Origin of the sequence: Streptomyces ferrugineus (genome assembly GCF_015160855.1) — a bacterium.
GTDB classification, from domain to species: Bacteria; Actinomycetota; Actinomycetes; order Streptomycetales; family Streptomycetaceae; genus Streptomyces; species Streptomyces ferrugineus.
In genome coordinates this window covers 3,298,209-3,311,297 of sequence record NZ_CP063373.1, presented here as the reverse complement: position 1 = coordinate 3,311,297, position 13,089 = coordinate 3,298,209, and the positions used below count along the sequence as shown (strand labels likewise).

10 protein-coding genes are annotated in these 13,089 nt (G+C 69.9%); 3 read left to right on the top strand and 7 right to left on the bottom strand.

The window, feature by feature from the left end; all coding sequences use genetic code 11:
* Nucleotide 1: 1 nt before the first annotated feature.
* On the bottom strand, nt 2-436 hold the full coding sequence (locus tag IM697_RS15160; protein WP_194048209.1) for a DUF948 domain-containing protein: 435 nt from the start codon (nt 434-436) through the stop codon (nt 2-4).
* Between the two features lie 163 nt (nt 437-599).
* On the opposite strand from IM697_RS15160, the gene IM697_RS15155 reads away from it, so the two are divergent.
* On the top strand, nt 600-2,708 hold the full coding sequence (locus tag IM697_RS15155) for an ATP-binding protein (RefSeq protein WP_476755905.1): 2,109 nt from the start codon (nt 600-602) through the stop codon (nt 2,706-2,708).
* Between the two features lie 4 nt (nt 2,709-2,712).
* On the opposite strand, the gene rpsD is transcribed toward IM697_RS15155, so the two are convergent.
* The 5 genes from rpsD to IM697_RS15130 form a co-directional block, all read right to left on the bottom strand.
* The gene (gene rpsD, locus IM697_RS15150; protein ID WP_062674288.1) at nt 2,713-3,327 is read right to left on the bottom strand and encodes a 30S ribosomal protein S4; all 615 of its coding nucleotides are present in this window, start codon (nt 3,325-3,327) and stop codon (nt 2,713-2,715) included.
* Nucleotides 3,328-3,629: 302 nt separating this feature from the next.
* Nucleotides 3,630-4,985 (bottom strand): replication-associated recombination protein A, encoded by a 1,356-nt coding sequence (locus tag IM697_RS15145; RefSeq protein ID WP_194048208.1) that lies wholly within the window; start codon nt 4,983-4,985, stop codon nt 3,630-3,632.
* Between the two features lie 45 nt (nt 4,986-5,030).
* A complete protein-coding gene (locus IM697_RS15140; RefSeq protein WP_194048207.1) occupies nt 5,031-5,687 on the bottom strand; it encodes a vitamin K epoxide reductase family protein in 657 nt (218 codons plus the stop codon).
* 140 nt (nt 5,688-5,827) lie between these two features.
* On the bottom strand, nt 5,828-7,090 hold the full coding sequence (hisS, locus tag IM697_RS15135) for a histidine--tRNA ligase (protein ID WP_194048206.1): 1,263 nt from the start codon (nt 7,088-7,090) through the stop codon (nt 5,828-5,830).
* 10 nt (nt 7,091-7,100) lie between these two features.
* The gene (locus tag IM697_RS15130; protein ID WP_194048205.1) at nt 7,101-7,808 is read right to left on the bottom strand and encodes an MBL fold metallo-hydrolase; all 708 of its coding nucleotides are present in this window, start codon (nt 7,806-7,808) and stop codon (nt 7,101-7,103) included.
* 180 nt (nt 7,809-7,988) lie between these two features.
* Between IM697_RS15130 and IM697_RS15125 the strand changes: the two genes are divergently transcribed.
* A complete protein-coding gene (locus IM697_RS15125) occupies nt 7,989-8,813 on the top strand; it encodes a peptidylprolyl isomerase (RefSeq protein WP_194048204.1) in 825 nt (274 codons plus the stop codon).
* A gap of 135 nt (nt 8,814-8,948) precedes the next feature.
* Complete coding sequence (locus IM697_RS15120; protein WP_194048203.1) at nt 8,949-10,178, top strand: DUF349 domain-containing protein; 1,230 nt, start codon at nt 8,949-8,951, stop codon at nt 10,176-10,178.
* A 76-nt stretch (nt 10,179-10,254) separates the two neighbouring features.
* Here IM697_RS15120 and IM697_RS15115 read toward each other — a convergent pair whose 3' ends face one another.
* On the bottom strand, nt 10,255-12,777 hold the full coding sequence (locus IM697_RS15115) for a RelA/SpoT family protein (RefSeq protein WP_194048202.1): 2,523 nt from the start codon (nt 12,775-12,777) through the stop codon (nt 10,255-10,257).
* Nucleotides 12,778-13,089: the final 312 nt, after the last annotated feature.

Genomic DNA, 13,089 nt, shown 5'->3' with positions numbered 1-13,089 from the left:
CTTACTTCCGCTTGCGTCGTGCGGCGGGGACCGTGCGGCCCACGATCACGGTACGTCGGGGCGCCTTGGCGGGCACGTCGTCCTTGCGGCCGCCGAGCGCCCGGCGCACGCCGTAGCCGAAGGCCGCGACCTTCACCAGGGGCCCGCCGAAGGTGGAGGCGACGGTCGTCGACAGCGCGGAGGCGTTCGACGTGACCTCCTGGACGTCGGAGGCGATCGAGTCGACCCGGTCGATCTGGGTCTGCGCGGAGCGCACCGCCGTGGACGCCTCGGCCAGGAGCGGGACGGCCTGGTCGGTCACGTCCGCGACGAGCTTGGTGGTCGCCTTGAGCGTCTGGGCCAGCCTCGCCAGCGCGACGGCGAGGAAGGAGACCAGGATCGCCCAGAAGACGGCCACCAGGATCCCGGCAACCTCTCCACCGGACACTGTGTGCACCCGCTCCCTGAAACGTGCCTCTACATCGGTCTACATCGAAAAAGTCGTGCACCGAGCCTATCGCGCCGGGGACGGCGCTCCGCACCGGATTACCGCCCGCGCGCGGCCGGGTCACGAGAAGCGATTGTACGGACCGAACACGCTTCAGTACGCTCCGTATTCCATGCGGGATCAACGGCGCCCCCACTCCCCCGACACCGGCAATCTGCCCCTGGACCTCAGCACGTTCGTGGGCCGCTCGGCCGAACTCGCCGAACTGGCGGGGGCGCTCGGCGCCGGGCGGCTGGTGACGGTGACGGGACCCGGTGGTGTGGGCAAGTCGCGGCTGGCGGCACACGCGGCCGCGCGGTGCGCGCCGCGCGACGGGGTGTGGCACGTGGAGTTGGAGCCGGTGCGCGATCCGGAGTTCGTCGGCTACGCGGTCGTGGAGGCGCTGGGGCTGACGGACCACACGACCCGGCTGCCCCACGAGACCCTGCTCGCTCATCTCGCCGGGCGTGAACTCCTGCTGATCCTGGACGGCTTCGAACACCTGGTGGAGGCCTGTGCGGAGCTGGTGACGGAGCTGCTGCGCCGGGTGCCGGGGCTGACGGTGCTCGGCGTGGGACGCAGGCCGATGGGCGTCGCGGGCGAGCGGCTGCTACCGCTGGCGCCGCTGGGCGAGGACGAGGCCGTGGAGCTGTTCGTGGCGCGGGCGGCACAGCACGGGGTGGCTGTGCGGGACGACGCGGACGTACGGGAGGTGTGCCGGCGCCTGGACGGGATCCCGCTCGCGATCGAACTGGCCGCGGGGCGGCTGCGGATGCTGTCGCCGGGGCAGTTGCTGGAGCGGCTCGACGACCGGTTCCGGCTGCTGACCGGGGGCGGCCCGGACGCTCCGCCGCGTCACCGGACGCTGCGCACGGCCGTCGGCTGGAGCCATGAACTGTGCACGCCCGAGGAGCGGTTGCTGTGGGCACGGCTGTCGGTGTTCGCGGGCCGGTTCGACCTGGAGGCGGCCGAGTACGTGTGCGGCGGCCAGGGTCTGCACGCCGACGACGTCCTCGACGTGCTCGCGGAGCTGCTCGCCCAGTCCGTGGTCGCGCGCGAGGAGACCGAGGCCGGTGTGCGCTACCGCATGCTGGACACGATCCGGGCGTACGGCGCCGACTGGCTGGCGGCGGCCGGGGACGCGGACCGGCTGCGGCGCCGGCACCGCGACTGGTATCTGGGCCTGACGACCTGGTGCGAGCTGGAGTGGTTCTCACCGCGGCAGGACGAGGTGGCCGCGCGCATCGAGGCGGAGCTGCCGAATCTGCGCTGCGCGCTGGAGTACTGCCTGAGCGAGCCGGACGAGGCGCATCTGGGCCACTGTCTCGCGGGCTCCCTGTGGTTCTACTGGGTCGGCTGCGGCCGGCTCAAGGAGGGGCGGCACTGGCTGGAGCAGGCGGTGGCGCTGGACTCCGGCCATGAGCGGTCGCGGCTGAAGGCGCTGTGGGTGCTCGGCTATGTCGCGATCCTGCAGGGCGACTCCGTGCCCGCGCTCGGGGTGCTGCACGAGTGCCGGGAGGAGGCGGAGCGTGCCGGCGACGCCACCGCGGTGGCGTACGCCGAGCACCGCATGGGCTGTCTGGCCCTGCTCTCGGACGACATGGAGCGCGCCGAGACACTGCTCGGCTCGGCGCTCGGCCGCTACCAGGAGATCGGCGAGCTCAACAGCAATGTGCTGATGGGCCGGGTCGAGTTGGCGATGACACGGGCGTTCCAGGGCGATCTGCCGGACGCGGTGCGGTTGTGCGAGGACGTGCGCCGGGTGTGCGAGGACCACGGCGAGCGCTGGGCGCGCTCCTACGCGCTGTACGTCCTGGCGTACGCCGCCTGGGCCGACGGTGACCTGCCCGGCGCCCGCGCCCTGCTGACCGACTGCCTGACGAGCGCCCACGCCTTCCACGACCTGCTCGGCTCGGTGCTGGCCCTGGAGCTGCTGGCCCTGGTCACGGGTGCACAGGGCGATGCCGCGGAGGCCGCGGTGCTGCAGGGCGCGGCGGCCGGGATGTGGCCGTCGGTGGGGCTGCCGCTGTTCGGCTCGGCCTGCTTCAACGCCCCGCACGAGCTGTGCGAGTCGGCGGCGCGGGAACGGCTCGGCGACGAGCGGTACGAGGAGTGCGTACGGCAGGGTGCCGCGCTCGGCCGGGAGGCGGCGGTGCGCCGGGCATGCGAGAGCCCGCCGCCTCCCCCACCCGCAAGGGCGGGGAGACGACGGGCTGAGGCGCAGGTGTCCTACGACCGCTGAAGGATCAACGGGCGTAGTACTCGACGACGAGCTGCTCGTCGCAGATCACCGGGATCTCCTTGCGGTTCGGCTCGCGGTCCAGGCGGAACGCCAGGGCCTTGAGGTTCACCTGGAGGTAGCGCGGGGTCTCGCCCTCGGGGGCGAAGCCGCCCTCACGGGCGATGGAGAAGAGGGTCTTCTCGCGGCTGCGCTCGCGGACCATCACGACGTCGTCGGGCTTGACGCGGAAGGACGGCTTGTCGACCTTCTGGCCGTTGACCTCGATGTGGCCGTGCACGACCATCTGACGGGCCTGGTAGATGGTGCGGGCGATGCCCGAACGCAGCACCAGGGCGTCGAGACGACGCTCGAGCTCGATGATCAGGGCCTCACCGGTCTTGCCCTGAACCTTGGAGGCACGCTCGTAGGCGCGGACGAGCTGGCGCTCGGACACGTCGTACTGCGCGCGCAGACGCTGCTTCTCCAGCAGACGGACCTTGTAGTCCGAGTTCTGCTTGCGGCCACGGCCGTGCTCACCCGGCGGGTAGGGACGGGCCTCGAAGTACTTGACGGCCTTCGGGGTCAGCGCGATGCCGAGGGCACGCGACTTCTTGACCTTGGGGCGGGACTGGTTCGCCACTTGTTTCTCATTTCCTGGTTTTCGGCTTGTCAGGGTTGAGGGAGGTCGCATCCGCAGCCGGGGAAACCCGCCTCGTCCTGACGGACTTCGGTGGGCAGCCGCTCCCCTGGTCTGGGCACATACGTGCAGCACGCGAGTGGCCCACCGACCGGTCCCGTCCTGCGACGAGTGGTGGTGGGCTGCCCGCGACACCGTTCGACGGTGCGCGACGCTCCTGGAGCCGATCCGAGGATCGGGGCTCCGGCTGACCGTCCCGTTCTGACAGCACAGGACACAGCACTTCGGGAAAGTTTACAGGGTGCTCAGGACCGCTTGCGACCGAGGTGCTTGCGGGTCCACTCCACGGCGTCCGCGTACCTCGCCTCGGCGCCGTGCCGGGTCGGGCTGTAGTACTCGCGGTCCTTGAGGGCGTCCGGGGCGTACTGCTGCTCGGCGATGCCCTCGGCCAGGTCGTGCGGATACACGTACCCCTGCGCGTGCCCGAGCTTGGCGGCGCCCTTGTAGTGCCCGTCGCGCAGGTGGGGCGGGACGGGCCCCGCCATGCCCTTGCGTACGTCGTCCATGGCGGCGCCGATCGCGGTGGTCGCGGAGTTGGACTTGGGGGCCAGCGCGAGGGCGATGGTGGCGTGGCTGAGGGTGAGGGCGGCCTCGGGGAAGCCGATCATGGCGACGGCCTGGGCTGCGGCGACCGCGATCGGCAGGGCGTTCGGATCGGCGAGGCCGATGTCCTCGCTGGCGGAGATCATCAGGCGGCGGGCGATGAAGCGGGGGTCCTCGCCGGCCTCGATCATCCGGGCCAGGTAGTGCAGGGCGGCGTCGACGTCGGAGCCGCGGATGGACTTGATGAGGGCGCTGGCGACGTCGTAGTGCTGGTCGCCGTCGCGGTCGTACTTCACCGCCGCGCGGTCGACGGTCTGCTCCAGCGTCTGGAGGCTGACGTCGGTCTCGCCCTGGTCCAGCGCGGCCCCGGCGGCGGCCTCCAGGGCGGTCAGGGCGCGGCGGGCGTCGCCGCCGGCGATCCTCAGCAGGTGCTCCTCGGTGTCCTCGGGGAGGCCGACGGAGTCCTTCAGTCCGCGTTCGTCGCTCAGCGCGCGCCTGAGCAGGCCGCGGATGTCGTCGTCGGTGAGGGGGTCGAGGGTGAGCAGGAGGGAGCGGGACAGCAGGGGGGAGATGACCGAGAAGTACGGGTTCTCGGTGGTCGCCGCGATCAGGGTCACCCAGCGGTTCTCGACGGCCGGGAGGAGGGAGTCCTGCTGGGCCTTGCTGAAGCGGTGGATCTCGTCGAGGAAGAGGACGGTCTCCTTGCCGAAGCCGCCGGTGGCGCGGCGGGCGCCGTCGATGACCGCGCGCACCTCCTTCACCCCGGCGGTGATGGCGGACAGCTCGACGAAGCGCTTGTTGGTGGCCTTGGAGACGACGTAGGCCAGGGTGGTCTTGCCGGTGCCGGGCGGGCCCCAGAGGATCACCGAGGACGGTCCGGCGGGGCCGCCGCCGGACTCGCCGACGAGCCTGCGCAGCGGCGATCCCGGTTTCAGCAGATGCTGCTGGCCCACGACCTCGTCGAGGGTGCGCGGGCGCATGCGCACCGCCAGGGGGCTCCCCGCGGGGTCCTTCTCCTGGCGTTCTTCTGCGGCGGCGGTGAACAGGTCGGGCTCCACGCTGGAAACCCTAAATCACCGCACTGACATCGAGGCCGGAGCGGGTCAGGCCCAGAGCTGGCTGCCCCAGCGGGTCAGGATCAGCATGACGATGATGCCGCAGTGCGTCACCGGGAGCACCCAGGTGAACTCGGCGAGGAAGTTCTTCAGCGGGCGCGGGGCCGGCAGGAACCCGCTGCGGATGTTGAAGGAGGTCAGGTACCAGAACATGGTGATCGTCGCGGCCCAGGCGAGCGAACACCACAGGCACAGCGCGCCGATGCGGTAGAGCGACTGGAACATCAGCCAGGTGCAGAAGACGACGCCGAAGAGCGTGCCGAAGTTGAAGGTCAGCCAGTACCAGCGCGGGAAGCGGGCGCGGCTGAGCAGGCTGATACCGACGCAGATGACGATGCCGTAGGCCAAGAGGCCGAGCATGGGGTTCGGGAACCCGAAGACGGACGCCTGCTCGCTCTCCATGATGCTGCCGCAGGAGACGATCGGGTTGAGGCTGCAGCCGGGTGTGAAGGTCTTCCCCTCGACCTTGGCCTCGAGAATCTTGAACTTGTCGATCGTGATGACCCAAGCGGCGAGCAGTCCGGCTGCGCCGGTGATCACCAGCATCAGAGCGAACGCACGGCTGCTGCCCAGCAACTGCGGCGGCGCCCCGGCTCGTTCCGGCTCGGGTTCGGTGGAGACGTCTTTGACTGTCGTCTTGCTCATCACGCCGATTCCGTCACTTGAGACTTGGAGTTTCTCCGGACACGGCACATTGTGCCGTACACCCGCCCTTGCCCACCGTTCGCTGGACATAAGCAAGACGGCCGACAGGGCGGGGACGCAAAGGTCCCCGCCCTGCAGAATCAGCCCAATCGGGCTTCCAGTTCCGCGACGATCTCGTTGACGCCGATGGCCGACTGCTCGCCGGAGTCCATGTCCTTGAGCTGTACGACGCCCTCGGCGAGGTCGCGCTCTCCGGCCACGATCGTGTAGCGGGCGCCGCTGCGGTTGGCGCTCTTCATAGCGCCCTTGAGGCCCTTGCCGCCGTAGGAGAAGTCCGCCGCGATGCCGACCTTGCGCAACTCGGTGACCTTGGCGAACAGCACCCGGCGGGCCTCCTCGCCGAGCGGCACCGCGAACACGCTGGTGGACGCCGGGAGTTGGAGCTCCACGCCCTCCGCCTCCAGGGCGAGCACCGTGCGGTCGACGCCCAGCGCCCAGCCGACGGACGGCAGGGCGGGGCCGCCGATCATCTCGGACAGCCCGTCGTAGCGGCCGCCGCCGCCCACCGCGGACTGGGAGCCGAGACCGTCGTGGACGAACTCGAAGGTCGTACGCGTGTAGTAGTCCAGGCCGCGCACCAGCTTCGGGTCGTCCTCGAAGGAGACGCCGGCCGCCGTGATCAGCTCGCGGACCTCCTCGTGGTACGCCTTGCAGGCGTCGCAGAGGTAGTCGCGCAGGAGCGGGGCGCCGGTGAGCTGCTTCTGGACCGACTCGCGCTTGTCGTCAAGGACGCGCAGCGGGTTGATGTCGACCCGGCGGCGCGTGTCCTCGTCCAGGTCCAGGCCGCGCAGGAAGTCCACCAGCGCGGCCCGGTAGACCGGGCGGCACTCCTTGTCGCCCAGGCTGTTGAGCAGGATCCGGAAGTCGCTCAGGCCCAGCGAGCGGTACGCCTGGTCGGCCAGGATGATCAACTCGGCGTCCAGCGCCGGGTCCTCGGCACCGATCGCCTCGGCGCCGACCTGGGAGAAGTGCCGGTAGCGGCCCTTCTGGGGGCGCTCGTAGCGGTAGTAGGAGCCCGAGTACCAGAGCTTGACCGGGAGGTTGCCCGCCTTGTGCAGGTTGGCCTCCAGGGCCGCGCGCAGGACCGAGGCCGTGCCCTCGGGGCGCAGGGCGAGCTTGTCGCCGCCCTTGGTCTCGAAGGCGTACATCTCCTTCGTGACGATGTCGGTGGACTCGCCGACGCCGCGCGCGAACAGCTCGACGCTCTCGAAGCCGGGCGTCTCGATGTAGCCGTAGCCGGAGTTGCGCAGGGGAGCCGCGATCGCCTCGCGGACCGCCAGGTACTTGGCGGAGTCCGGCGGGATCAGGTCGTACGTGCCCTTGGGGGCCTTGAAGGTGCTCACGGAAGTCTCGTCACATTCCTCGTCGGGGAGCTTCCTGGGCTCCCAGGCCGGCGGCCACCTGCCGCAGATAGGGGTTGGTGGCGCGCTCCTGGCCGATGGTCGTCTGGGGGCCGTGGCCGGACAGCACCACGGTCGAGTCGTCGAGCGGCAGGCACACGCGGGCCAGCGAGTCGAGGATCTCGGCCATGTCACCGCCGGGCAGGTCGGTGCGTCCGATGGAGCCGGCGAACAGCAGGTCGCCCGAGAAGAGGATCGGCGGGATGTCCGCCGCCTCGGGCAGGCCGAAGGTCACCGACCCCTTGGTATGGCCCGGCGCGTGCGCGACGGTCAGCTCCAGGCCCGCCAGCTCCAGCTTCGAGCCGTCGGTCAGCTCCTTGACGTCGTCCGGCTCCCCGATGGTCAGCTCGCCCATCAACTGCATGCCGATGGAGCGGCCGAGCGCCTTCTCGGGGTCGCTCATCATGTACCGGTCCTCGGGGTGGATCCAGGCCGGTACGTCGTGCGCACCGCACACCGGGACGACCGAGGCCACATGGTCGAGGTGGCCGTGGGTGAGGACGACGGCGACGGGCTTGAGCCGATGCTTCTTCAGCGCTTCCTCGACTCCGGGGGCGGCCTCGTGGCCCGGGTCGATGATCACGCACTCCTCACCGGCGGCGGGGGCGACGAGATAACAGTTCGTCCCCCAGGCCCCGGCGGGGAACCCGGCAATGAGCACGATCGTCCTTCGTTTGTGTCGACACGAGTGGTTTGTCGGCGGACTCCGCCTGTCGTCAGAGCCTACCGGCGCTGCCGATTCCTCAGCGAACCCATATACGGTACGGGGCACACGCAGGCGGTCGACTCGCTGAACACACGCGTACCGGTCGACACATACGACGCATGAGGAGAGAACCCGGTGGTCAGCCAGGAACAGCGGCGGCGTCAGCTCGCCCGGGAGAAGTTCTTGCGGCAGCAGGAGCGGCGTACGTCCGCGCGACGCAAGGCGCGTATGCGCAACTCGGTGATCGCGTCGGTGCTCGGCGTCGTGATCATCGGCAGTCTCGCGCTGTACACGACCGGGGTACTCAAGGACGACGGCACCAAGAACGAGAACGCGGGCGCGGAGGTCACGCCCAGCGCGAGCCCGACCAGCAAGGCCCCGGACCCGTGCGAGAAGCCCGCCGAGGGCAAGGTCAAGACGGCGACCTGGAAGAAGGAGCCGGAGCTGACCGTCGACAAGTCGGCGAAGTACACGATGAAGCTCGCGACGACGTGCGGCGACATAGACATCGACCTGAAGGCGTCGGCCGCGCCGCACACGGTCAACTCGTTCGACTTCCTGGCCGGCAAGGGCTACTTCGACCACTCCAAGTGCCACCGGCTCACCACCAACGGCATCTACGTGCTGCAGTGCGGCGACCCGACGGGCACCGGCACGGGCGGTCCCGGCTACACGATTCCGGACGAGAACCTGAAGGACAAAAGCCTGAAGGACAACATCTATCCGGCGGGCACGGTGGCGATGGCGAACACCGGGCAGAAGAACTCCGGCGGCAGCCAGTTCTTCCTCGTGTACCAGGACAGTCAGCTTCCGCCCAGCTACACACCGTTCGGTACCGTTTCCGAATCCGGCATGAAGGTACTCAAGAAGATTGCCGAGGCCGGTGAGAGCACTGGCCAGGGCGACGGGGCGCCGAACGCGACGGTCGTGATCAACAAGGCGACGGTCACGAAATCCTGACCGCCAACTGCGAAATTTCGGTCGCGCGGGATGCGGACAGGCAACCCGCCGGTCGCCTATGTTGGCCGTGACGAAACTGTGGACGATGCCCGGGGGAGCACAAGCCCTTCGCAGGCATCATGTGGAGGAGGCGCTGTGAGCAGCGACCCGTGGGGCCGCGTCGACGAGACGGGGACCGTGTACGTGCGTACGGCCGATGGCGAGCAGGTCGTCGGTTCCTGGCAGGCCGGCACCCCCGAAGAGGCGCTGGCCTATTTCGAGCGCAAGTACGAGGGCCTGGTTGTCGAGATCGGCCTCCTCGAAAAGCGAGTGAAGACCACCGACCTGTCGGCGAAGGACGCCCAGACCGCCATCGACCATCTGCGGGAGCAGGTCGACGCGCACCACGCGGTCGGTGATCTGGATGCCCTGCGCACGCGGCTCGACAAGCTCGTCGAGACGGTCGCCAAGCGCCGTGAGGAGCGCAAGGCACAGCGGGCGAGGCAGTCCGACGAGGCGCGCCACGCCAAGGAGGCGCTGGTCACGGAGGCCGAGGAGCTGGCGCAGTCCGACCAGTGGCGGGCGGCCGGCGAGCGGCTGCGGGCCCTGGTGGACACCTGGAAGGGCCTGCCGCGGCTGGACCGCAAGTCCGACGACGAGCTGTGGCACCGCTTCTCGCACGCCCGGTCGGCGTTCTCCAAGCGGCGCAAGGCGCACTTCGCGCAGCTGGACGCGCAGCGCGAGGAGGCCCGCCGGACCAAGGAGCGGCTGGTCGCCGAGGCCGAGTCGATGTCGGGTTCGACCGACTGGGGTCCGACGGCGGCGCGCTACCGGGAGCTGATGTCGGAGTGGAAGGCCGCGGGCCGCGCTCAGCGCGAGCACGAGGACGACCTGTGGAACCGCTTCCGCGGCGCCCAGGACATCTTCTTCGCCGCCCGCAGCTCGGTGTTCGCCGAGCGCGACGCGGAGCAGGCCGAGAACCTGAAGCTGAAGGAGGAGCTGGCCGGTGAGGCCGAGAAGCTCCTGCCGATCGGCGACCTGAAGGGCGCGCGTGCCGCCTTCCGCTCGATCAACGAGCGCTGGGAGGCCATCGGCCATGTGCCGCGGGACGCCCGGCCGAAGGTCGAGGGCCGGATGCACGCCGTGGAGCGGGCCATCCAGGAGGCCGAGGAGGCCGAGTGGCGCCGGACCAACCCGGAGGCACGCGCGCGTGCCGAGGGGCTGACCGGTCAGCTCCAGGCCGCCGTGGACAAGCTCAAGGGCCAGATCGAGCAGGCGCGCGCCCAGGGCAACAACGCGAAGGCCGACAAGCTGGAGCGTGAGCTGGAGGGCCGTCAGGCGCTGCTGGACCAGGCGCTGAAGGGTCTGCAGGAGTTCGGCGGCTGACGCCACAGGGTCACGAGAAGAGGGCTCCCGTACGTGACGTACGGGAGCCCTCCTTCGTGGGCCCCTTTCGTATGCCTTACGACCGGCTGCGCGCCGATGTCACGCGGTACACGTCGTAGACGCCCTCCACTCCCCTGACCGCCTTCAGGACGTGCCCCAGGTGCTTCGGGTCGCCCATCTCGAAGGTGAAACGGGAGGTGGCGACGCGGTCGCGGGAGGTCTGGACGGCCGCGGAGAGGATGTTGACGTGCTGGTCGGACAGGACGCGGGTGACGTCCGACAGGAGGCGGGAGCGGTCCAGGGCCTCGACCTGGATGGCGACCAGGAAGACCGAGGACTGGGTCGGCGCCCACTCGACCTCGAGGATGCGCTCGGGCTCGCGGGACAGTGACTCCACGTTCACGCAGTCGCTGCGGTGAACCGATACGCCGCTACCGCGCGTGACGAAGCCGATGATCGGGTCGCCGGGTACGGGCGTACAGCAGCGGGCCAGCTTGACCCACACGTCCTCGACGCCCTTGACGATGACGCCCGGGTCGGCGCTGGAGCGGCGCTTGCGGCTGCGGCTGCGGGTCGGCGGGACCGACTCGTCGATCTCCTCCGTGGCCGCTTCCTCGCCGCCGAGGGCCTGGACGAGTTTCTGCACGATGTTCTGCGCGGAGACATGGCCCTCGCCGATCGCCGCGTACAGCGCGGAGATGTCGGCGTAGCGCATCTCGTGGGCGAGGGTGACCAGCGAGTCGCCGGTGAGGATGCGCTGGATCGGCAGGTTCTGCTTGCGCATCGCGCGGACGATGGCGTCCTTGCCCTGCTCGATCGCCTCGTCCCGGCGCTCCTTGGAGAACCAGGCCCGGATCTTGTTGCGGGCGCGCGGCGACTTCACGAAGCCGAGCCAGTCGCGGGAGGGGCCCGCGCCGGGTGCCTTGGAGGTGAAGACCTCCACCAGGTCGCCGTTGTCCAGGGTGGATTCGAGCGGTACGAGACGGCCGTTGACCCGCGCTCCTATGGTGCGATGACCGACCTCAGTGTGGACGGCGTACGCGAAGTCGACGGGGGTGGCGCCCGCCGGGAGCGCTATGACGTCGCCCTTGGGGGTGAAGACGAAGACCTCGTTGCGGGACAGGTCGAAGCGCAGGGACTCCAGGAACTCGCCCGGGTCCTCGGTCTCCTTCTGCCAGTCAAGCAGCTGGCGCAGCCACGCCATGTCGTTGAGGTGGTCGTCCTTGCCCTTGCCGGCCTTGGGCACGTCGGTGCGCACCTTGGACGTGCCGGCGACGGCCTCCTGCTTGTACTTCCAGTGCGCGGCGATGCCGTACTCGGCGCGGCGGTGCATGTCGAACGTGCGGATCTGGAGTTCGACCGGCTTGCCGTTGGGGCCGATGACCGTCGTGTGCAGCGACTGGTACATGTTGAACTTGGGCATCGCGATGTAGTCCTTGAACCGGCCGGGGACCGGGTTCCATCGCGCGTGCACGGTGCCGAGGGCGGCGTAGCAGTCGCGGACCGTGTCGACGAGGACGCGGATGCCCACCAGGTCGTAGATCTCCGCGAAGTCACGGCCGCGGACGATCATCTTCTGGTAGACGCTGTAGTAGTGCTTCGGGCGGCCGGTGACGGTGGCCTTGATGCGGGCCGCGCGCAGGTCCTGCTGCACCTCGTCGGTCACTATGGCCAGGTACTCGTCACGCTTCGGTGCCCGCTCGGCCACCAGCCGTACGATCTCGTCGTACATCTTGGGGTAGAGGATCGCGAAGGCGAGGTCCTCCAGCTCCCACTTGATGGTGTTCATGCCGAGGCGGTGGGCGAGCGGCGCGTAGATCTCGAGGGTCTCGCGCGCCTTCTTCTCCTGCTTCTCGCGCTTGAGGTAGCGCATGGTGCGCATGTTGTGCAGGCGGTCGGCGAGCTTGATGACCAGGACGCGCGGGTCCTTGGCCATGGCGACGACCATCTTGCGCACGGTCTCGGCCTGCGCGGCCTCGCCGAACTTGACCTTGTCCAGCTTGGTGACGCCGTCGACGAGCAGGGCGACGGAGTCGCCGAAGTCGCGGCGGAGCTGGTCGAGGCCGTACTCGGTGTCCTCGACGGTGTCGTGCAGCAGGCCCGCCATCAGGGTGGCCGGATCCATGCCCAGCTCGGCGAGGATCGTGGTGACGGCGAGGGGGTGGGTGATGTACGGGTCGCCGCTCTTGCGCTTCTGGCCGCGGTGCCAGCGCTCGGCGACCTGGTAGGCCTTCTCGATCTGGCGCAGGGTGGCGGTCTCGATCTTGGGGTCGTTGCTGCGGACTATGCGCAGCAACGGCTCAAGGACCGGGTTGTACGGGTTGGAGCGCTGGACGCCGAGGCGGGCGAGGCGGGCGCGGACGCGGTTGGAGGAGCCGGTGCGGGCGGGCTGGCCGGTGTTCGGGCGGACCGCGGGCGCCGACGGCGTGGGCTTGGGGCGGGGCGGTTCGGCCGGCTTGTCGACGGGCGCGGACTGGGCATGCTCGACCGTCCCGCGCGAGTCGTTCTTCGCGTGTGGCGCGTTCGGCGCGGGCTTCGCCGCAGGGGCCGAGGCGGACTCGGGCTTGGCGGCGGTCAGGTGCTGGGCCTCGTCTGGCAAGAGGACTCCTCGTGCGCGATCCGGGTCCCCCGGTCAGGCTCCGGAGACCCCATGGTAGCGATCCTGCGCCCCAGGATCGCCCGCAGCCCGATGTGAGGGCCGTCTACCGGAGAAACACGAGGGGCTGCCGCGGGATTCCGTCGAGCCGTCCTTGCCGTGTCCTGGGGGTGGCGTGTGCGTTTCCTGTGGCTGTCGCGCGGTGGGCGCACGGGCCACCGCACCTGGGTGAACCGACGGTTTCTCGCCATCGGAGGGCGCGCTGTGCCGTGTGGCGTGCCCCGGCGCACGGATGCCGCGCGCCTGGCGTGCAGG